The sequence below is a fragment of the Natronosalvus rutilus genome, from assembly GCF_024204665.1.
Classification (GTDB): Archaea; Halobacteriota; Halobacteria; order Halobacteriales; family Natrialbaceae; genus Natronosalvus; species Natronosalvus rutilus.
Map to the genome: position 1 here is coordinate 1,989,746 of NZ_CP100355.1, position 21,054 is coordinate 2,010,799.

Sequence of the window (21,054 nt, forward strand, 5' to 3'; positions counted from 1 at the left end):
GGCCCGACCGAATTCGATGTCCTGAAGCGCCGCCTAGAGATCGGCGACGGCGACTTCCTCGCCGTTCCACTCGAGCCAGAAGGCGGGGTCGGCGTCGGAATCAGCGTTTTCGGCCTCGAAGGTGACGATGTCACCCTCGACGACGAAGCCGTCTCCCCAGCCGTTCCCGGTCAGCCCCTCGACCTCGTAGTACCCGGTCTCGTAGTAGGTGATGGTGTCGTTGTCGTTCGCCGAGACGGGGTTTCCGGAGGGCGACGTCTCGAGGTCGGTGACGGTGACGGGACCGTTGGCGACGAATCGATAGCGCACCCGATCTGCTCCCGGTTCGGTCAGGATTGCGAACTCGGCCGGTTCCGGATCGGTGTCTTCGTTCCCACCGGTCAGGTCGGCGACGGCGACTTCCTCGCCGTTCCACTCGAGCCAGAAGGCGGGGTCGGCGTCGGAATCGGCGTTCTCGGCTTCGAAGGTGACGACGTCACCTTCGACGACGAAGCCGTCACCCCAGCCGTTGCCCGTCAAACCATCGACCTCGTAGGTGCCATCCTCGCGCTCGGTGATCGTGTCGTTGCCGTTCGCCGAGACGGAATTGCCGGAGGGCGAGGTGCCGAGGTCGGCGGTCGAGACGGGGCCGTTGGCAACGAACCGGTAACGGACGCGGTCGGCACCGGGTTCCGTCAGAATCGCCAGTTCGTTCTCGCTCTTGGAATCGTCTTCTGTTCCTTCTTCATCGTCACCGACCAGGTCGGCGACGGCGACTTCTTCGCCGTTCCACTCGAGCCAGAAGGCGGGGTCGGCGTCGGAATCGGCGTTCTCGGCCTCGAAAGCGACGATTTCGCCGTCTACGGCGAAACCATCGCCCCAGCCGTTGCCCGTCAATCCTTCGACCTCGTAGGTGCCGTCCTCGCGTTCGGTGATCGTGTCGTTGCCGTTCGCCGAAACAGAATTGCCGGAGGGCGAGGTGCCGAGGTCGGCGGTCGAAACGGGGCCGTCGGCGACGAACCGGTAGCGCACGCGGTCGGCACCGGCTTCTGTCAGGATCGCCAGTTCGTTTTGGTCCCCGGTATCGTCTGTCTCCTTCTCTTCGTCTCCACCGTCACCGCTCTCTCCACCGTCGTAGTTCAGCCAGTCTTCGCGGGTTCCGTTGACCAGCATCACGTGGTCGTCGAAATAAATCGTGTGCGGATCGTTGTCCTGGTAGAGGTCGTACCCGAGCGGACCCGCGTATTCAATCCCGTTTCCGTCGGCGGACCGCCACGCGAGATTTTCCCGCTCGTAGGCGAGTTCGTCGTTCACCCACGCACGGAAGACGCCGTCGTTGTTCATCGACCCGCTCGAGGTGTACGTATTCAGCTTCTGGTAAGTTTCAACCTTCACCCACTCGTTCATCGGCATCTGGACCCGGTTGCCGTACTCGATGTACGGGGTCGTGCTGTCGGTGAGTCGAGCGTCGTAGGAGTAGACGAAGAACGTGTACGTGTCGGGGTGGTCGTGGTTCTCCCGACGGGTGAAGCCGACCCGGACCGACCACCCGTCTTCGCCCGTGAACGGCGGCGGCGTGACGAAGTTTCCGCTGTCCTGGTCTCCCTCACTCCGTAGCCCAGCCCAGAAGATCCGCATCGTGTTGTTCTCCGAGAGCCACATCCCGTTCGGGTGGACGTAGAACCGCTGATACAGCTCGTCGACGTCCGCGCCGTAATGGTCGTCGAACGGGTACACCGTGTTCGCGCTCATCTGGTCGCCGTCGAGGTAGTGTGCGCAACTCGTGTCTCCCGTTCGAGAGATGTTTGACGTGATGTCGGGGCTCGTACTCGAGCGCTGGTTCCACACGTCGTAGACGTCACCCAGGCCATTGTACGATGACGACGGATCGTAGTACTGGTCGTAATCGATCTCGATCAGATCCTGGTCGTGAGAATCGGCCGCGGCGGTGCCCGAACTCAGGAGTGCCCCACCGGCGATCGCGGTCGAACCGAGTACCTTGAGATACGTTCTGCGTTCGATGTCGTTCGCCGTCCCGTTCTCTTTGCCGCTTTCCAGTGTGCTATCGATTGCTCGTTTCGAGCGCTCACGTGCCATGCAACTTGACTAGCCAACTATGCTGACCTCAACGCTCTCATGAACATATCGGAACTTTATACGTCGATGAGTTACTGTCAGGTTGGCTGTAGTATCCTCGTCTAACCTCGGAAAACGATACCCGTACTCGAGATACACGAATCGGTAAGAGAGGGTATTCAGTACCGTTAGACTCGATTCACGGGTCAGATAGTAGTAAATCGCCTGCGAATCAGAGCAATCGCTCGAGTGAAAACATCGACACGTACGCCCGTTCGCCGATTCTATTGGCGCGCAATCGAATCGAACGCCGCTTGCGGACGTCAGGACTGCGTAGGCGGTACAATATTTTCGGGAATTCCGCCGACAACGATGTGATGATCGTCGAAGTAAACGGTCTCACCGTTCTGATTCGACCCCCACCAGTAGCCGTAGGGGCCGGCCTCCTCGATACCCTGTCCTGGAACGCTGGTCCAGCGGTAGTCGGTTCGCTCGAACGCCAGTTCGCCGTTCACCCAGACGCGGATTTCGCCGTCGGCGTTCGCCTGACCTCCTTCAACCGTATTCAGCACCTGGTGACACCGGATGTCGTTCCACTCGTTCATCCGAACATCCGTTTCAGTGACGTTCAATTCGGGGACCGGGTTGACCTGGTCCATGTGGTAGACGTAGACGAAGAGCGGGTACTCGTCGGGATGGTTGTGAGATCCACGTCGGGCGTACCCCAGTCGGACCGACCACCCGTCCTTGCCGTTCGGGATATCTTCCTGGGTCGTCCCGCCCGACGACGTCGGTCCGTTCCGAAGTCCTGCCCAGAAGAACCGGAAGGTCCCCCTGTCCGCCAGTGTCATTCCGTTCGGGTGGAATCGAAATCGCTGGTACGTCTCGTCTACGACGCCGCCGTGATTGGCGTCGAACGAGTAGACCGTATTGGCCGTCATCTGGTTCCCCTGGAAGTGGTGTGCGAGACACCGGTCCCCGGGTTCTGGCTGACCGGCTGTGATCTCCGGATCGGCCCCCGAGCGGTGATTCCACACGCGATAGACGTCTTCCAGGCCGTTGTACCTCGATGAGGCATCGTAGCTCCCGCCATAATCGATGTCGATGAACTCGAGGTCGGTCGCCTTCGGGTCGCCCGCCTCCCCTCGAACTGCGCTCGAGAACAACGCACCCGTCGCCGTTGCTCCGAGCAGTGAGAGATACGAGCGTCGGCCGAGCGTGCGCCGTTTCGTTCGCCGCGTATCGCCACGGGGCTCGTCGCCGGAAACATCAGATTGCTTGCCTCGCATACAAAACCGAGGAAGTAACCTTCAGTTATCAACCTTGTCGTGTGAAAATCGTACATTTATCTCATAAATCGGAATTTTAATTTCCACTTCAAAAGACACTCGAGCTCAGAGAATATACTGGCAGTCAGAAGAGGTAAACCGACCGATCTGACCTTCGGAGCGAACCCTGGAAGAGCGACGTTCGCGTATTCGGTTCGTGATCGTGACGGTTTTGCTTGTTGCTACGCCGGTCAATCACGCAGTCAGTGAAGCGACTCGAACGGGAAAACAGGCGTTACCGAACGCAATGATCGAGTACCACCGGTTGGCTTTTCACGGAGGGTGGTGGTTACGAACCCTATGTGTGCCGATCCGACGGTCCTCCTCCTCGATGGGGATTACCCGACAGCGCTGACCGTCGCGAGGGAACTCTCCGAGGATCTCGGTGCGACGATCGTCGGCGTTGGAACGACGCGATACAGCCGACTGCTCCGGTCGAGATACTGCGACGAGAAAATCCTCGCCCCTCCGCCGGAGAGCGAAGGATACGCCGACGCCCTCGAGTCTGCGGTTCGAACCCATCGCCCGGACTTCGTCTTGCCGGTCGGGTACCAATCGACGGTCGCAGTCGACCGACTTCGGTCGATCCTTCCCTCCTCCGTTTCCACCTCTCTCCCCTCGAGCGAGTCGCTCCGTACTGGTGCCGACAAGTCCGCCGTCCTCGACCGTGCGGCCCGTCTCGGAATCGACGTTCCGACGGAGTACTCGAGCGTCGTCGAGCGAATCGACGCGAACGGGCGGCCGAGGAGTGCATTCGACCAACTGAACTTCCCCGTCTTTCTCAAGGCCAGACACGAATCCGGCGGTGGCGAGACGACCGCTCGAGTCGACGACCCTGCTCGCTTCTGGCGGACTTACGACCGCATTGTGGCGGTCGCTCCGGACGGGGACGTACTCGTCCAGGAGCTAATCGAGGGGACGGGGTCGACCTACGGAGTCGGCGTCCTCTGTTCGGACAACGACGTCGTGCTCAGGTTCAGTCACGAGGAACTTCAGTCCGTTCCTCGATGGGGCGGAAGTGGGACGCATCTTCGAACCTACCGAAACCCCTCTCTCGAGGCGCAGGCGACGGACTTGTTACAGGATCTGGGGTGGCACGGAATCGCACTCGTCGAGTTCAAGCGCCGTCCCAATGGGTCGTTCGTGCTCATGGAGGTGAACCCAAAGTTCTGGGCATCGTACGCACTGGCAAGCGAGCGTGGCTACCGATTCGCCTCGACGATGATCGCGGCCGCTCTCGACTTAGACGTCGATCTCCCCGTCAGGTCTATCGGAACGGTCGACGAGATGGTATTTCCGCTTCGAGAACTCCAGTACTGCGTTCGGCAACCGACCCGGAACGAAATCTCGACCGCTCTCAGGACGGTACTGACCCCAGGGGCGAAGTGGAGTCTCGACTGGACCGACCCTGTCGCCTGGCTGATGCCACCTGTCGCCGCGATGGAACGGGTACCCGACGTAGAGTCTCGAGTCGAGGCGGCCGTCGGGGCCGTAACCGGCCGTCAATCTCAGAACGTGGGAGAGGATCGACGATGATAGGCTTCAGTGGGAACCGAATCGACAATGACGGGTGTCAGCGAGTTGACCGTGGACCCTGCGCTGGTTGCTCCAGCCAGGACGACAGCCGGGCCGCACGTCTCGAGCGTACTTCCAATGAGCTATTCGTCCGGTATTGCGAGCGGTTTTCGAGCGTGCCTCGAGAAGAGTCAACTGGCCAACGATCATTGAGAGGCGGACAGAAGGAGCGTGGTGATGCATGAGGACGATGTTCGACCATGCCTACCTCGTTTCGAAGGTTTTTCTGATTCCCCTCGCCGCCCTGGGCGTCGCTGGTCCATTCGTCGTCGGCCGCGTGAACCTCTCGATCTTGGGACTCTACCTGGCCCTGCCGATGACGCTGGCCGTCGTCGTACTGTGGCGTGGGGGGAAGCGTCACTACCGAGAGCCGGTCGGGTGGATCGCCGTCGACTGGCGAGTGTTCTCCATCGTTTTTCACCTCGTCGTCTCGAGCCTCGTCGTCTCGCTTGCGATTTACGACGTCCGTCCTCTCGCGTTCTTCGTCGGACTCGCCGTCCTGTACGGACTGATCATCGTGTTGATCTGGTTGCCCAGCCTCGGCTCCGGTCGCACGCCGATCTGTTTGTACCACATGGTCGTCGCCTTCGCGCTCACCGTGTTCAGCGTGACGTTGAAGTACGACTTTTTTATCGGGAACACAGATTTGATCGTCCACGTCTCGCTGATCGATTCGCTCGTCGAAACCGGTGCGCCAGTGTCGTTAGAATTGTACGAACCGTTCCAGCTGTGGCACGTGTACGCGGCGACGACGCACCAGCTGCTGGGCGGATACCTGACGACCCACCGAACGGTGTACGTACTCAGCGGGGTGCTGTTTGGAGCCGGCATCCTCGCAGCGTATGGATTCGGACGACGGGTCACGCTGAACGAACGAGTAGCGCTCCTGACGGCGCTGTTCACGATATTCCATCCGTTCTACACCTTCTACGGAATGTACTCGATTCCGCGGAGCGTCACCTCGATCGTCTTTCTCGCGCTCCTCGTCACCCTTCTCGGCCGGACGGCCCCTGGCATGCGCCTCGCTGGCCTGGTGTTTCTCGTCGCGATCGTCGTCTACCACCCCGTCTCTATCCCGTTCGTGTTCATCATCATGACGATCGTCTACGCGGTCGAACGAATCGTCAGGCGCTCGTCTGCGGTCGGGGCCCAACCGCCGACCGTCGACTCCTTCACGATGGTAACCACGGGGGTGATGACGCTCACCTACTGGCTGTACGCGGCCGAACCCCTGGTCGAAACGATCATCGGAGCACTGACGAGCGCCGCATCGGGTTCTCGAACCGAACCGCCACCGCAGGGGGTCGTCGCCAGTCCGTGGGCGGAGGTCGCAAACTACGTCCCGTACTCGTTTTTTATCTTCTTCATGCTCCTCGGTGCGCTGCTGTGGCTCCGGGACGACACCCGCGAGTGGATCGCGGCCGGTGTCATCGGCATTTCCGCGCTCCTACTCGTGCCCCTCTCCGTCCCGGGGCCCACCCTTCTCCTCGAGGGCCTCGCCGGGATCAACATTAATCGGTTCGTCCACTACACGTACATGTTCTTCGCGCTGACGGGGGCCATCGGCGCGTATCGGCTGTTCTCACGAGGCGGATTCAAATACTTCGTCGTTCTCGTGCTTCTGCTATCGCTCTTCGGCTTCACTGCAGTCTCCAACGACTTTGTCGCGAGGGACAACCCCGCCGTCGAGCGTCCGTTCTATACCTACTACCTGACCGAGCAGGAACGCCAGTCGTACGAGGATATCGACGCGATGTACGACGGGCTGATCGAAACCGATAGGCCGTCGTGTCGATACGTGGGCGAAATGCTCGACGCCGAGTGCGTCGTGGTCGACGCTGGTGCGGAGGACGCGATGTTCGCGGAAGCAGAGAGCGTACTGGTACGAGACGGCGAACTCGAGCGCCGTCCGTTGCAGTTCACGGCGTACGTCGACGAGGAGATTCCGCTCGAGAACCTGGCAGAGCGTAACCGTGTGTACGACTCCGGTTCGGTCACGTTCTACCGGTAGTACGACTCTCTCGTCTCGATGAGCGACAAACAGCGTCCCTTTCCGCCTCGAGGCACGACGACGCTGGCCGCTCACTCGACCGTCCAGGAGTACCAGTCCCCGTTTCGATAGATCGAGAGTCGCTCTGCGTCTGAATCCGTGTCCGTCCAGGCGACGACGGCGCCCTCACGCCCGTGTTCGTGCCAGTCGCCATCGTCGGCCGGATTCGACGATCCGTTGTCACCGAGTCCATTGACGACCGTTCGAACGTCCGTCGAAATCTCCCCCTGGACGTTGTCGACGGCAACGTCCGGGACGTCGACCTCCAGTACGACATCTTGGCGGTCGGTTTCGAGGGTGACGTCACGGACGACCCCGCCCCTGCCCGATTCGAAACGAATTGGCCGCACGGACTCGTATCGACCGCCGATCACGCGACAGTTCTGTGCGCTCCCGTTGAATCGTATCGGATACACGTCGCCGGTGAGCGTACACGAGCAGTCGAGGAACGCCGTTTCATCCCTGGCGACGATGATCGCATCCTCCGTAGCGCTGGAATTCTTTTCACCGAAGAACGTACAGTCTCGAAACGTTACCAGGCCGTCGCCGCCCTCGCCGTTCTCGTTGACGACCGCGATCCGTCGGTCCGCGTCCGATCCCAACCGGGAGCCGGTTATCGTCACCGACCTGCCGGAAGACGCGACCTCGAGCACCGACCGCGACCCCTCGGCGTCGTTGTACCCGTAGCAGTTCTCGAGACGGCAGTCGCCGTCTCGAAGCCAGTAGCCGCGGGCGTCGGACAACTCGGAATCGCGAACCCAGACGGCGCTGTCGCGAACGACACCGCCGATTCGAATGTTCGAGATGTCGTTATCGATAGCTGTACAGTTCTCGACGACGACCGACCCGTTCGAACAGTAGAATCCGTTGTCGGCGCAGTTTCGAGCCAGGCTGTGCGTGATCGTTGCGACCGCGTTGTCGGTCGCCTCGACGTACACGCCGGCACCTGGCCCCCCGTTGACGACGCAATCGTAAATCTGTCCGCGGCAGTCTTCCATCCCGATCAGTTCGATCATGCGACGCCCGCTCGTCGGCCTGCCCACTGTCATGATGTGCTCGAAAATCACGTCTCCGGTCGCGTACGAGACGACGGCCGAGCCTGCAACGCCGTCCTCTTCCTCGACGTTCCGGAAATCGAACTCGAAGCCGCCGATGTATACGTTGTGTCCACTGTACGACCGGGACGGACCAAGCGCGAACACCTTGGAATCGTAGACACCAACCCCTTCGAACGTCGAGGACGGTTCGATCGTTGCGTTGTAGCCGAGCAACCCGAAGTCTCGAAACGAGTCGTGCTCGAATCCAGCGTCCATCCGGTACGTCCCGGGTGGAAAGAGTACGAGGAGTTCGTCGCCGCCTTCCTCGGCGAGAATTTCCTCCAGAACTGGCGTGACGTCGTCTTCGCCGGTTGGGTCCGCTCCATAGTTGACGACGTCGACGTGTCGCCAGTGATCCGCGAGCGTCGCCTCGTTGGTGTCGGGGGCCGGTACGTTCCCGTCTTCGTCTATATCTGCACCCTGGCTGGACAACATGTAGCCAGTGATTGTCGGTGGGAGGCCACCAATTGCCGTCAGGTACTTCCGGCGGTCCATACGTGGCGAGAGACCACGTGTGGAGGGATACCAATTTCTCAGAAGCATGCCTATATGACCAGTTCAATTTGATATTTCGCCTGAGTATCCGTCGTTGGCAGCATTCTCTGGTAAGAGTGCCAGCCCGATTTGCGAACGGACGAACGGCGAGTGGCCGCCACCTGAACCAGGGCTGCGAGGATGGAGACACGCCTCCGACGCTGGAGTAATATCGCATTCCGGTCCCGTACCAGTAGGATAACAAAGGCCATCTCAGACGCACGTATCGACAGTTCGGCCAGTGCTGTCCGGTCTCGAGGATACTAGAGATGAGTATCAGAATATCGGTATTGAACCCCGCCGATCGAGAATCGTGGAACGAATACGTCGACCGGTCGCCGCAAGGATCGGTCTTCCATCGGTACGACGCGCTCAGAACACAGGCGACGTACTCGGACGCCAGACTGTACCCGCTCGTTGGATACAAGGGCCAGGAACCAATCGGAATCTTTCCCATATTTGAAAGCCACAAAGGTCCAGTCACGTTCGCCTTCTCCCCACCACACGGGTTACACGTCCCTATTCTCGGGCCCGCATTGCTCAACATGGACCAACTCAAGCAACGCAAGCGCGAGAAGCGACACAGTCGGTTCATCGACGGGTGTCTCGAGTGGATCGACCGCGAACTCGAGCCCAGGTACACCTCGATTCGAACGTCCTGGCGGTACGACGACGTCCGACCGTTCAAGTGGAACGGTTTCGACGTCCACCCGAGTTACACCTACGTCGTCGACCTCGACACCGACGAAGAGACGTTGATCCGTCGATTCAGTCGAACGACGCGTCGAACGATCCGAAACCATCTCGACGACGAGTACACCGTGACGGTCGGCGGCGTCGACGAGGCCAGGTGGATCATGGAGCAGGTGGTCAGCCGATTCGAAGAGCAAGGGAAGACCGCAACAATGTCGCCGTCGTTCGTAGCCGAACTCTACGAACGGCTTCCCGACGGTGTCGTGAACCCGTACGTGCTTTCCGTCGACGGAGACCCCGTCACCGGTACGATTCTCCTCGTGGACGGGGAGACGGCTCACCGATGGCAAGGTGGAACGAAGCCCGGGACGTCTCTTCCAGCGAACGAACTCCTCGAGTGGCGGATGCTCACCGACTCCATGGAACGCGGTGTCAGTGATTACGAACTCGTCGACGCCAACATCCCACGAATTAACGCATGGAAGTCGAAGTACAATCCGAACGTCCGGACGTACTATACGATGTATCGGTCCGGTCGGGGAATGGCCGCCGCCGTTCAGCTGTATCTCAGGCTTCGGGATCGAAACGAACTCGTCACGAAACTCGCACCAGGCTGAGAAAACGGTTCTCGAGTCAGCCGCTCAATTCGAGCCGCAAATAGATTTGAGTCGTTCGGAAGCCGAACGTAGCCTCCAGCGATCGGATGTACGACGCGTCGGCCTATTCACGTCATTCGTGGCGGGTCGGAATCCGCTCGATCAGTTCGAGCAACTGACGTTCGACCGTTTTCGGCAGCGCAGTCGCGCTAGCAATCTCCTCGAGGTCGTCACTCGTGATCGCACCGGTCATGATTGAGGCGACGGCGAACACGATCGCACCGAACGGCGGGACGATCACGAGGGAGAGGATCGACGAGTCGATCGTCCACGAAACGAGAAAGATCGACGTTGCCGATACGATGATCGTGACGAACGTAGCCCCCCAGCGGATGCCCGCGAGCGGTCGGTACCCCATCCGTCGAGCGATGGCCGTCTGGAACACGACGAGGCTTCCGTAGCCGATCGACGTCGCGATGGCGGCCCCGATCATTCCGTAGCCCGGAATCAACAGCAGGTTCAACAGTACATTGATCAGCGAACTGGCACCAGTCGCGACGAGGAGCGGACGAAGCGATCGCCTGGCCTGGTTGATGGCGAGGGACGGTCTCGCGACCGCGAACCCGAGCACCCCCGGAAGCAGCAACAACAGGGGCGTGATCGCCGGTCGAAACGACTCACCCAGGTAGAGCGGAACGAAGTCGGCTGCCAGCGCAGCGAGGCCGAGTACCAGCAACGTCGTAAACAGGAACACGTACCGCGTAACGATTTGTGATTGTTGCTCGATAGCGTCGATGTCCCCACGCTCCCAGAGGTGCGAGACACGCTGTAAGAGCGCGTACTGAACGGCGATCGGTGCGAACCACAGGACTTCGGCGATCACCAGCGCGCCTTTGTAGTATCCCACGAATTCGTCGGACAACCAGACCTGGAGCAAGAGCACGTCGACGTGGTACAGGGACGTCAAAAAGAGGAAGAAACCGATCGTGCTCGCGGTGTAGGTGAGAATCTGTCGTTTCGGAAGGTCCACACCGCTTGAGAAGAAGGCCTGGCGAACGGGCAACAGACGGCTGACGATTGCCAATCCGAACACGATGGTGAACGCACTGGAGACGATGGATCCGAGCAATACGCCCTCGACGCCGTATCCATGGTAGACGAACGTGATCGCGAACGCGACGAATAGCGTCTCCTTGACTACTTTTAGCGGTTCCGAGCGAGACTCCAATTGGAGTCCCATGAGCGTCCACAGGACGTGCGTCGCCAGCTGGTTGAAAACGAGGTACGCGGCAAGCACGTAGAAGAGTGACGTAAACGCCGGTCCGAACGTGGATGCTGCGAGACCCGTGTACGCCGCCAGAGAGAATAGCGTAGCGGCGAGGAGCCCGATGAAGAACACCGCTCTGAACACGTACCCGAAGATGGCGGCTTGCCACGCCGCGTCCGACCGCTCGGAGATATACTTTCGAACCGTATCGCCCGTTCCCGAGACCAGAACGATTCCGACGACGGAATAGACGGATAGGACGAGCGCGTACCGACCGTACTCGACCGGTCCGAGGAGCCGAACGAGAACCGGTGTGAACCCCACTCCGAGGAGTAAGATGTACGCCTTCGAAACGATGATCGAGACGACCGCGGATGAAAATGAATTGCGCATGGTTCAGACTGGAGCGTGCGTTCGTCCCGGTGACCGCGTGCTACTCGGAAGTCTGATCACGAGAAAACCTGACCAACAACTCTCGATTTGATTTCCGCCGTTCTTTCTCGAAGGGTCTCGGGGGTATCCGGCGTCGAGGACGTAACCCACCGGTGAGCGACACGTCCGCCGTTCAGCGCCGCCAGGGCGACCTGTGGATAGCCCCGTTCCCACGTGAGGCTGGGGGCCGCGCGGGTAGCGAAGCGTTCCTTGAATCGAAACAGTCCATTTCGAAAGTCGGGCTCCGTTCCGCGGAAGTTGTACGTCTCGTAGCCATTGTCGATGGCCCACTTGATGGCGTGTTCGTGGATCAACTCCGACGCGTTGTGCTCGAAGTGATCCTCCGTAACGCCCGAACAGAGGTAGTGAAGCATCGACCGTTCGTCGTCCAGCACGAACACCATCAGTCCACGTCGCGCTCCATCGATGTGGAGCGAGAATACCTTGATCCGTTCGGGGAAGTTGCGGAGTTCGAGAAAGAACGCTCGAGTCAATCGAGCGCCGCCGACGCGTTCCGCGACGTCGGTATAATTCGAATGCATCTCACTGAGGACTGCTCTGGTCAGTTCTTCTTCGACGACCTCCCCGTCGTGATCGTGTCCTCGCCTGATCGCCCGTCGCCTCGAGCTATCCATCTCCGCGAGGAGGGCGTCCCAGTCGCGCGACGTATCGAGGAGCATGTCACAGTTAGTAATTCGCAGGCTGTACCCGTGTTCCAGAAAGCTATCGTGGTATCGAACGTAGGACGAATCGACGTTGCTGATCTGATGGAAGCGAACCGGCCCGTCACAGAGGCGGGCCGTCGATTCGAGTATCAGCTCGAGCGCGGTTTCCTCGTCGCCCATGGCGATCGGACCTCCCGAGCCCGGTCTAATACTGTTGAGGCGTCGAACCGGGATTGACCCAATCGAACCGACGAAGTTTGGAGAAATCGCGATGGGATTGCCCTTCTTTTTGACGAGTAGATGACGTGACTCTAGCGGTTGGCCCCGTTCGACTGCTCGAAGCCAGCCGTAACGATGGAAGACGCTTCCCAGATCGGCCTGCTCAACGACGTGGTTCCACTGGTTTCGATCGGCCTGTTCGATACTGTCGAGTCGCGTTACAGTGAGGGACATAGGGCTTCGTTACGGTCGATCAACAGCCCACGGGGAGGCAGAAATAACTTCGTCCGAATCCTCAGAGTAGTGTGACGTTTTCGACCGTGGCTCGAGGATGAATCGAATCCTGCGACGGCGAAACTCCCATCGGTCCTCTCGAGTCGAACCGAGTAGTACTCGTCTGCCCCGATATCGTTGGTCCTCGTTTCGATGGTTCCGTTCGCACCTGACCGACGATGTCGATCGCGATTTCGGATCACCGCTATCTGGTTGAGATAGACGTCTCGGATCGTGTGGAATTCCTGACTACCGAAGAGGTCGGTATACCGTTTCAGATACACTGTGAACGGCATCGATCCGGGTGACAGACGCGCCTCACATCTGTTCTGCAGCCAGTACCCGATCACTACATTCAGGTCACGGATCAATGAGCGGGGATACGGCTTACAGACGGTGGGGCGAACGTATTTCAATCGTGGATTACTCGAGAAACGCCACGAATACGGTCGCTATAGTTTTTACCGCGTTGCTCGTTCGGTCCGTCCACAGATGAGACCGCACCGAATGCGGTTCGTCCTCGTTCAGTGTTCATGGTTGCTGGGAACGGTACTCGTGCTCTCGGTGACCGGACTCTTCACTTACGGCCTGTTTATTCTGTTCTCCGCACTCGGCGTCGCCATCTTGACGAACCTGCTCACTATGTCACACGTGCAGCCGCGATGGGTCGATCGACCACGAATCCTCACCAAGGTCTTGCTGGCGGGCGCCGCAGCGGTGCTCTGCTACCGTTTCGTCACCCTGTTCGTCCTGTCGCCATAGCCAGTGCTCCGTCACGCGTTAATCGATGAGACGAACGGGACACGAATATCGGTTCGTCTCACCACTTCAGATTCGACACGACACCAGTTCACCGGTGGCAGCCGGGATATCAGCGACAGCCTTTGTTTCGAACGACGCCTACCGATACTCGAGGACCCACGTTCCGTCGTTGGATAGCGCGGTGGCCTCGAACGAGATCCGGCGGTCGAGACCCACTGCGAGACCCACTGCGAGGAAGGAGGCGACCGGGTGGTCGAACTGATCCAGAGGGCCGAAGACGCTCCCCGAAATAGTGATCGTGACAACTCTTTCGTCCGGTCGCACGGTCGCGTCGGCGTCCGTGACGAACTCGAAACGGCGTTTGAGTGAATCGGTCAACTGTTCGACCAGTAATTCCGGGGAGGTTGCGACCGGTTCGTCCAGTGCCCGCTCGAACTCCCGGAACAGCGTTGCCCCGGTCGGCTCGAGGACGAGTCCACGTTCCCCCGAGTCGACGATAGAGAATCCAGCCGCATCTTGGACGCCGCCGTCGACGGCGGCCGGGACGAATAGCCGAGCCTCGGATTCGACACCGTCCGGGTTCGGCACGTAAATTCGCTCGGTATTCGAACCGAACGTCGCTGTGATCGCCTCGAGGTTGGTCGCACACGTCTTGTACACCTCGGCCCCATCTCTGGCCTCGATCGATCGCGTCCCCGTCACTCCGTACGTTAGAACGCTGGCGAACAACCCGATCCCGCCGAGCGAGAAGAGGACTTCACGACCCGCCGATACGACGAACCCGGCGGCGAAACAGAACACACCGATGGCGACGAATCCCGCTATCGTGAGTCGCTCGCGTGTCGTTCGAGTGGCGACGGGGAACTGTACCGTCCGATCACGAACGACGGAGGTTCCGGCACCATTGGCTGGAGCAGTTCCTCCTTCGAAAGCCCGCTTTTCACCGCCCTGATCGAACGCAGCGGATGACGCATCCGGCGTGCTATCGTACTCTTCCGGGCTCATGTGGGGGTACTCAAGCGAGACGTCGGTTCGTTCGGATGGGAGGTTTCGTCGACGCACCACCGTGCCTTCTGAAGCCAGCGAGGGTCGGATAGGCGTCGAGGGCACGAACCAGCTTCGTCCCGCCACCGAGGGACGTGCGAGCGATCGTGGCCGTCTGTGGGGGTCGTCACAGTGTCTCTTCCCAAACTACCGAGGACCACTGCTTTAAATTGCTGGTCGTCAATCACGGTTTACCTGTCGTTGACGGGTCTAAACGGACGATTTCTTGCAGTGAGGCCGCGGCCATATCGCGCATTACGACAGCGTTTGGTGGTCCAACTATCATCGGGCCCAGACAGTCCGGACAACCGTCCATCCGATTTTAATCGCGGTTCGTGAAAGACACAGAGAGGATGATCCGCTCCCTCGTCAGACCGCACGTTCGTCGACTACCAGTGGACCTGACGGTAATCCTCTCTCTGACGGCCCTGACGAACGTCGTCGTGCTGGCCCCGGTGATACGTGAAACGCCCCTTCGCGTTCCGATCGGCCTCGTCTTCATCTTCGTCGCTCCAGGATACGCGCTGATTGCTCTCGTGTTCCCGGAGCGCGGGCCAGTAGACCGGTTCGACGATGCCAGTGGCAAAGTTCAGTCACCGACGACCATTCTTGAACGCCCCCGGTCGTGGTGGGGAACGATCGACGGCCCGGAACGCATCGCGTTTTCAATCGCTTCGAGTGCCATTATCGTTCCGGTGATCGGTTTCATCCTGATCACTGCGCAGGGGACGTTCCGATTTGGACCGACGTTCGTCGCCGTCTCGGCCGTTACCGTCGCCCTCACGGTCGGTGCAATCTGGAGACGCCTGGCACTCCCGCCGGACGATCGGTTTCGAGTTCCATATGGCGAGTGGACGGGCACCCTTCGTGCGGCGGTGTTCGATCCCGACTCTCGGGGTTCAGCGATCTTGAACGTCGCACTGGTCTGTACGATATTGCTCGTGATCGCGAGCGTTGGATACGCCGCCACGGCACTCCCACAGGACGACGAGTACTCCACGATTTACGTTCTCTCCGAGGACGATGCGGATTCGGTACTCGAGATCCCGCCAGGAGAGAGCCAGGAAGTCGTCGTGGGGGTCGACAACCACGAACGACGTACGACGACGTACACGGTCGTCGTCGTCGAACAGGAGATGGACGTCTCGGAAAACGAAACCCGTGTCGTGGACCAGCGAGAACTCGAGCGGTTCGAGATGACGACCGATCACGGCGAGACGTGGCGTCTCGCTCACGACGTCGAGCCGACCACGAACGGCGAGGTGCGCATCGTCTGGTTGCTGTACGTCGACGGCGACGCTCCTGCGGAGCCGTCGATCGAGTCCGCACCATACCGGGTGCACCTGTGGGTCGAGGAAGGCGATTCGTGAGTATTCGTGATGGAGAAACGGCGAACCCGTTGCCCACTTCGACTCCTCTCTACCTGCTTTGGCTCCTTCCTACCCCACTTCAACTCCCTACCCGATCCTGTTCTGGAGAACCCGTCGGAGTTCGCGCGAGAACGGAACGGGATCGTCGAGTCGAAAGACGTCGAAGTGAGGCGTCCGGACGCACGACTCGAGAATGTCTCGTGCCATAGCCAGGACCGGGGGTCGGTCGACGAGTATCGGCTTGTCTCGTCGAAGACTGAGCAGGTAGTGTGCTTCGCCGTAGAGGTAGTGACTCCTGACGCCACGTTCGTACCTCGTGTCGATCGACGAGCCACGGCCGAGCGCCTGCTGCCAGTAGTACGCCGGGAAGTCGGCGCCCGCCCGGACCGCACAGGGGAGCGATTGCCAGAACCGGGGGTTGATCTCGAGCAGTTTGTACTCGCCGGTGGTGACGTCTTTGGCGTACTCGATGCACGCGATACCGTGCCAGTCGAGGCTATCCAGTAGCGTCCGGCCGACCGCCTCCAGTTCTGGATCGTGTATGGATTCCCGATAGACGCCGCCACCGCCGGTGTAGGACGTCCCGCGGATCTGTCGGTGCTGGAACGTCGCAACCGCCTCGCCCTGGTCGTACAGCGCGCCGAACACGTACTGGTCGTCGTGTTGAATGTACTCCTGGACGATCGGTTCGTGTCGCATACCGGAGCGAATCGTCGCTTTGTCGGGTTCGTCTCCGGGTTTGACGTAGACGACGTCCTTTTCGACCGCGGACGTATCCGAGGCGAGCGACGGAGTGAGTTCCGCGGTGAGAAGATTGTACCTGGATTTGATGACGAACGCGTCGTCCCACCGGTCGACCTCGTCAAGACATCGCGTTTCGGGAACCGGAACGCCGGCCTCGCGAGCGGCGTCGAAGAGTTTCGTCCGGTCGTTGACGACTTCGAGCGCCTCGGTCGGCGGTGCGATCACTGACGCGTATCGTTCGAACTCGTCTCGGTAGGTCGCGAACACGTACGGATCGGCCGGGCGGAGCGGGAGGATCGTTCGGACGTCCGGTCGAGCGGCGATTCCCTTCAGTGCGTCTTTGTACGCGACGAGGTCGTCGTCGGGGGAACAGATCTGGATCTGTTCGTCACAGAATCGCGATCCGCCAGCGGGAACGTCTTCGTGTTCCGAGGCGACGACCGTGTGGACCCCGCGGTCGGCGAGCGAGCGAACGCACGTGTAGCAGGCGGGGTTGAATTTCGCGGGGAGCAGGACCGCTCCCCGGCCGGACGCGTCGGTGACCATTGGGACGAGCGAGAGGGTGCAACGGTATTAACGGCGACAACTGTTCGTCTACGTAATTACGTGTTTCTGTCGTCTCTCGCGAGCGCGTGGTCGGACGTCGATTTCGTCCTAGTGGAGAATAAAGAGGTGCCGTCGACGCGTCCGGTAGACGGTCCCACGTCACCGCGGGAGGTGGCGGACCACCGCTCTCGTTTCGCCGCGGGGACGTGACGAGTCACCTCCCCCGCTTCGCTGCGAGGTCGTGACTGACCATCTCGAGCGAGGGCGGCATTCCAAATGCCCTATATTTTTACCCCCTCGCTGGCATCTACAGCGTAGATGCGAATCGCGTTCGTCTCCTTCGAAACCGCCCACCACCGAGAGACGGAGACGAACGAACGGTTCCGGACCGTTCTCGAACTCCTCACCGACCGCGGCCACGACATCCACGTCTGCTGTGCCCAGTTCTGGCCAGGCGAGGCGTCTACGCTCGAGCGAGACGAGATCACCTACCACGGCGTCTCGACCGGCCTCGAGGCACGCCAATCGTTCCTGCTTCGCCTCCCGTTCGTCCTCCGATCGATCGGCCCGGACGTGATTCACGCGAGCGCCGATCCCACGGGCCAGGTGCGAGCGGCCAACTGGGGGGCGACGCTGGCTCGAGCCCCGCTGGTCCTCGAATGGTACGGTGCGGGGATCGGCGTCGACGGCGCCGTCGGCATCCCGGACGACCGCGGCCATCGCTACGCGGCCAGGAACGCGGACCACATCGTCACACCGTCGCGGATGGTCCGGACCTGGGTCAGAGAGCGGGGCGCGTCGGGCGACCGGGTCGACGTCGTCCCGAACCCGATCGACGTCGAGCGGATCGAGGCGACGCCGCCGGGCGACTGGGTCGACGTGGTCTACGCCCGGCGGCTCGACGAGGGGGCGAACCTCGAGAGCCTGCTCCTGGGGCTCGCGGAACTCCGGGACCGCAACTGGCACACGCTCGTCCTCGGGGACGGCCCGCAGCGAGGGATGTACGAGCAACTCGCGCGGGACCTGCGGATCGACGACCGGGTGACCTTCGCCGGGGAGACGAGTCGGGACGAGCGCATCGCGGCCTACCGGAGCGCACACGTCTTCGCCCAGACCGCCACCGAGTGCGTCTTCCCGACCGAGTTCGCCTGGGCGCTCGGTGCGGGCTGTGTCGGCATCGTTGAGTACCACGCCGACTCCGCGGCCCACGAACTCGTCGAGGGCTGGGAACGGGGCTTCCGGACCACGAGTGAGCAGGAACTCGCCGACGCCATCCTCGAGGCTGGCGACCTCGAGCACCGGACCTACGACGAGTCGTTCGCGGACCTGGATCGAGAGGCGGTGCTGGAGACGTATCTCGAGACCTATCGGGAGCTCCAGGACGCACGCGGCCTGCTCTAGTTGGGTAGTGAGATCGTCTGCCGGGGTCCCATCCAACCCAGTGGTGATCGTCTGCCGAGGCTCTTATCCAACTCGATGCCCTGTAGCCGATAATGAATGAGCGAGCCGAGGACGTCGACGCGAGGTTCTGGGACAGCGAAGACGGCCTCAAAGCCCGCCAGCGCTGTCGATCGCTGGTGAACGCGATTGACGACGGGATCACGGTCGTCGACGCCGCCGGCGAGGTGACGTTCGAGAATGAGCGTGCCGGGGACCTCCTCGAGCGGCCCCGAGACGTTCTCGTCTTCGCTGACGATGCTCGCTGGAATTTCGTCGACGAGGCCGGCGAACGGCTCGAGCCAGGCGACTCCCCGTTCGATCGCGTTCGCGCTCGACAGACCCCGATCTCTGATCAGATTGTCGGCCTCCGTCGCCCCTCCGGAGCGTGCACGTGGCTGTCGGTCGACGGCGCGCCACATTGGAACGAGAACGACGAGTTCGACGGCGCCGTCTTCGTGTTCGAGGACGTCACCGACCAACACAACGCGGAGAGCGAAGTCGAGGAGATCCTCGGACGGGTAACCGACGCGTTCTACGCCCTCGACGAGGACTTCCGGTTCACCCACGTCAACAACCGGGCCGAAGAGTTGCTCCAGGCGACCGAGGACGAACTGCTCGGCGAAGTGCTGTGGGAGCTGTATCCGGAGGCTGCCGAAATCGACGACGTGTGGAACGCCTTTCAGGCGGCGATGGAAACTCAGGAATCCCAGGGGTACGAACTCTACTACGATCCACTGGAGTTCTGGGTCGAAGCGACAATCTACCCCTCGGAGACCGGCGTGTCGGTGTACTTCCGGGACGTCACCGAGCGCAAGGAGCGCGAGCAGTACCTGGAGGCAGCCAAGACGCAACTCGAGGCCGCGACCGAAGCCGGCGCCGTCGGTACCTGGGAGTGGCACGTCCTCGAGGATTCGTTCGTCACCGGCGCCTCCTTCGCGCGAACGTTCGGTGTCGATCCGGAAGCCGCTCGTGAGGGCGTCCCGCTCGACCGAATACTGTCGTCGATCCACGAAGACGATCGCGACCGCGTCGCTGCGGAAATCGAGTCGGCCGTCGAGCACTGCGGGACGTACGAGGCGGAGTATCGCGTCTGGAACGCCGACGACGAACTTCGGTGGGTCGTCGCCCGCGGTCACGTCGAGTGCGACGAAGACGGCAACGCCGAGCGGTTCCCCGGCGCACTCACCGATATCACCGAACGCAAGCGAGCTGAACTTGAGGTCGAAAAACAGTCGAGAGAACTCGAGACGCTGTTTCAGGTCCTGCCCGTCGGCGCCGTGGTCGCGAACGCGGACGGATCGCTGCGTAGAGCGAACGACACGGCCAGGGACATCTGGGGCGGCGATGTCTTCGACGCCGAATCCGTCGAGGAGTACGAGAAGTACCCTGCGGTGTGGTCGGACTCGGGCGAGCCGGTCGGGCCCGAGGACTGGACGATGTATCAGGTGCTCCAGGGCGAGGAAGTCACGGAGCCGAACGTCTACGAGATCGACGCGTTCGACGGCGAACAGCGAATCATCATGGAACACGGCAAGCCGGTACGAGACGAGCGCGGAAATGTGAGCCGCGCCGTCGTAACGCTCACCGACATCACCGAACGCCGGGCGTACCAGCGAAAACTCAAGGAGTCGAACGAACGACTCGAGCAGTTCGCCTACGCCGCCAGCCACGACCTTCAGGAGCCGCTTCGCATGGTCACGAGCTATCTCCAATTGCTCGAACGCCGGTATAGCGACGTCTTCGACGACGATGGACAGGAGTTCCTTGAATTCGCCGTCGACGGCGCCGAGCGGATGCGCGAGATGATCGACGGACTCCTTGAGTACTCGCGCGTCGACACGCGCGGCGACCCGTTCGAACCGGTCGACCTGGACGACGTGCTCGAAGACGTTCGGGAGGACCTCACGGTGCGGATCAACGAGAGCGACGCCGAGATCGCGACCGACGACCTGCCCCGTGTGAACGGCGACGCCAGCCAGTTACGACAGCTGTTCCAGAACCTCCTGACGAACGCGATCGAGTACCGAGGTGACGAGCCACCGCAGATCGACGCCTCCGCCGAGCGAGCGGGCGACCACTGGGTGCTTTCGGTTCGCGACGAGGGGGTCGGGATCGATCGGGAGGATGCAGAGCGTATTTTCGAGGTGTTCCAGCGGCTGCACACCCACGAGGAACATCCGGGTACAGGCATCGGGCTCGCATTGTGTGAGCGCATCGTCGAACGCCACGGCGGCGAGATCTGGGTTGAGTCAGCGCCTGACGAGGGAGCGACGTTCTCGTTTACGCTTCCCGCGGTTCGTGCGGAGTGATCGCTGGGTGGATCGATTCCGGATCTGATTCAGTATCTGAGCCCGGTTCCAATTC

At 61.1% G+C, this 21,054-nt stretch carries 14 protein-coding genes; 7 read left to right on the plus strand and 7 right to left on the minus strand.

Annotated elements, in window-relative coordinates; genetic code table 11:
• Nucleotides 1-33 precede the first annotated feature (33 nt).
• Together NGM29_RS09630 and NGM29_RS09635 are read right to left on the minus strand one after the other, a co-directional pair.
• The gene (locus tag NGM29_RS09630; RefSeq protein ID WP_254155813.1) at nt 34-2,076 is read right to left on the minus strand and encodes a hypothetical protein; all 2,043 of its coding nucleotides are present in this window, start codon (nt 2,074-2,076) and stop codon (nt 34-36) included.
• Between the two features lie 302 nt (nt 2,077-2,378).
• Nucleotides 2,379-3,344, minus strand: a complete 966-nt coding sequence (locus tag NGM29_RS09635; protein WP_254155816.1) for a hypothetical protein — start codon at nt 3,342-3,344, stop codon at nt 2,379-2,381.
• Nucleotides 3,345-3,683: 339 nt separating this feature from the next.
• Here NGM29_RS09635 and NGM29_RS09640 point away from each other — a divergent pair, with 339 nt between their 5' ends.
• Entirely contained in the window at nt 3,684-4,919 is a 1,236-nt protein-coding gene (locus tag NGM29_RS09640) for a carboxylate--amine ligase (protein ID WP_254155820.1), read from the plus strand.
• A 220-nt stretch (nt 4,920-5,139) separates the two neighbouring features.
• Nucleotides 5,140-6,969, plus strand: coding sequence for a hypothetical protein (locus NGM29_RS09645; RefSeq protein ID WP_254155822.1), 1,830 nt, complete (start codon nt 5,140-5,142; stop codon nt 6,967-6,969).
• Between the two features lie 71 nt (nt 6,970-7,040).
• Here the strand turns inward: NGM29_RS09645 and NGM29_RS09650 are convergent, their stop codons facing one another.
• Complete coding sequence (locus tag NGM29_RS09650) at nt 7,041-8,600, minus strand: right-handed parallel beta-helix repeat-containing protein (protein ID WP_254155824.1); 1,560 nt, start codon at nt 8,598-8,600, stop codon at nt 7,041-7,043.
• Nucleotides 8,601-8,908: 308 nt separating this feature from the next.
• Here NGM29_RS09650 and NGM29_RS09655 point away from each other — a divergent pair, with 308 nt between their 5' ends.
• Nucleotides 8,909-9,949 (plus strand): GNAT family N-acetyltransferase, encoded by a 1,041-nt coding sequence (locus NGM29_RS09655; RefSeq protein ID WP_254155826.1) that lies wholly within the window; start codon nt 8,909-8,911, stop codon nt 9,947-9,949.
• Between the two features lie 112 nt (nt 9,950-10,061).
• Here NGM29_RS09655 and NGM29_RS09660 read toward each other — a convergent pair whose 3' ends face one another.
• Nucleotides 10,062-11,588, minus strand: a complete 1,527-nt coding sequence (locus NGM29_RS09660) for an oligosaccharide flippase family protein (RefSeq protein ID WP_254155828.1) — start codon at nt 11,586-11,588, stop codon at nt 10,062-10,064.
• A 56-nt stretch (nt 11,589-11,644) separates the two neighbouring features.
• On the minus strand, nt 11,645-12,472 hold the full coding sequence (locus NGM29_RS09665) for a peptidoglycan bridge formation glycyltransferase FemA/FemB family protein (protein WP_254155831.1): 828 nt from the start codon (nt 12,470-12,472) through the stop codon (nt 11,645-11,647).
• Between the two features lie 804 nt (nt 12,473-13,276).
• On the opposite strand from NGM29_RS09665, the gene NGM29_RS09670 reads away from it, so the two are divergent.
• A complete protein-coding gene (locus NGM29_RS09670) occupies nt 13,277-13,546 on the plus strand; it encodes a DUF8044 family membrane protein (RefSeq protein ID WP_254155833.1) in 270 nt (89 codons plus the stop codon).
• A 138-nt stretch (nt 13,547-13,684) separates the two neighbouring features.
• Here the strand turns inward: NGM29_RS09670 and NGM29_RS09675 are convergent, their stop codons facing one another.
• Nucleotides 13,685-14,608 carry a DUF7982 domain-containing protein gene (locus NGM29_RS09675; RefSeq protein WP_254155835.1) on the minus strand — a complete coding sequence of 308 codons (924 nt, stop codon included), beginning with the start codon at nt 14,606-14,608 and terminating at the stop codon, nt 13,685-13,687.
• A 377-nt stretch (nt 14,609-14,985) separates the two neighbouring features.
• Here NGM29_RS09675 and NGM29_RS09680 point away from each other — a divergent pair, with 377 nt between their 5' ends.
• The gene (locus NGM29_RS09680; protein WP_254155837.1) at nt 14,986-15,960 is read left to right on the plus strand and encodes a DUF1616 domain-containing protein; all 975 of its coding nucleotides are present in this window, start codon (nt 14,986-14,988) and stop codon (nt 15,958-15,960) included.
• A gap of 87 nt (nt 15,961-16,047) precedes the next feature.
• Here NGM29_RS09680 and NGM29_RS09685 read toward each other — a convergent pair whose 3' ends face one another.
• Complete coding sequence (locus tag NGM29_RS09685) at nt 16,048-17,250, minus strand: carboxylate--amine ligase (RefSeq protein ID WP_254155839.1); 1,203 nt, start codon at nt 17,248-17,250, stop codon at nt 16,048-16,050.
• A gap of 318 nt (nt 17,251-17,568) precedes the next feature.
• Between NGM29_RS09685 and NGM29_RS09690 the strand changes: the two genes are divergently transcribed.
• Complete coding sequence (locus tag NGM29_RS09690) at nt 17,569-18,651, plus strand: glycosyltransferase family 4 protein (protein ID WP_254155841.1); 1,083 nt, start codon at nt 17,569-17,571, stop codon at nt 18,649-18,651.
• Between the two features lie 92 nt (nt 18,652-18,743).
• On the plus strand, nt 18,744-20,999 hold the full coding sequence (locus NGM29_RS09695) for a PAS domain-containing sensor histidine kinase (protein ID WP_254155843.1): 2,256 nt from the start codon (nt 18,744-18,746) through the stop codon (nt 20,997-20,999).
• Nucleotides 21,000-21,054: the final 55 nt, after the last annotated feature.

Excerpts from the sequence above, each read along its gene's own strand:
- NGM29_RS09630 (WP_254155813.1), bottom strand. The coding sequence starts at position 2,076 with ATGGCACGTGAGCGCTCGAAACGAGCAATCGATAGCACACTGGAAAGC.
- NGM29_RS09635 (WP_254155816.1), bottom strand. The coding sequence starts at position 3,344 with ATGCGAGGCAAGCAATCTGATGTTTCCGGCGACGAGCCCCGTGGCGAT.
- NGM29_RS09640 (WP_254155820.1), top strand. The coding sequence starts at position 3,684 with ATGTGTGCCGATCCGACGGTCCTCCTCCTCGATGGGGATTACCCGACA.
- NGM29_RS09645 (WP_254155822.1), top strand. The coding sequence starts at position 5,140 with ATGAGGACGATGTTCGACCATGCCTACCTCGTTTCGAAGGTTTTTCTG.
- NGM29_RS09650 (WP_254155824.1), bottom strand. The coding sequence starts at position 8,600 with ATGGACCGCCGGAAGTACCTGACGGCAATTGGTGGCCTCCCACCGACA.
- NGM29_RS09655 (WP_254155826.1), top strand. The coding sequence starts at position 8,909 with ATGAGTATCAGAATATCGGTATTGAACCCCGCCGATCGAGAATCGTGG.
- NGM29_RS09660 (WP_254155828.1), bottom strand. The coding sequence starts at position 11,588 with ATGCGCAATTCATTTTCATCCGCGGTCGTCTCGATCATCGTTTCGAAG.
- NGM29_RS09665 (WP_254155831.1), bottom strand. The coding sequence starts at position 12,472 with ATGGGCGACGAGGAAACCGCGCTCGAGCTGATACTCGAATCGACGGCC.
- NGM29_RS09670 (WP_254155833.1), top strand. The coding sequence starts at position 13,277 with ATGAGACCGCACCGAATGCGGTTCGTCCTCGTTCAGTGTTCATGGTTG.
- NGM29_RS09685 (WP_254155839.1), bottom strand. The coding sequence starts at position 17,250 with ATGGTCACCGACGCGTCCGGCCGGGGAGCGGTCCTGCTCCCCGCGAAA.
- NGM29_RS09690 (WP_254155841.1), top strand. The coding sequence starts at position 17,569 with ATGCGAATCGCGTTCGTCTCCTTCGAAACCGCCCACCACCGAGAGACG.
- NGM29_RS09695 (WP_254155843.1), top strand. The coding sequence starts at position 18,744 with ATGAATGAGCGAGCCGAGGACGTCGACGCGAGGTTCTGGGACAGCGAA.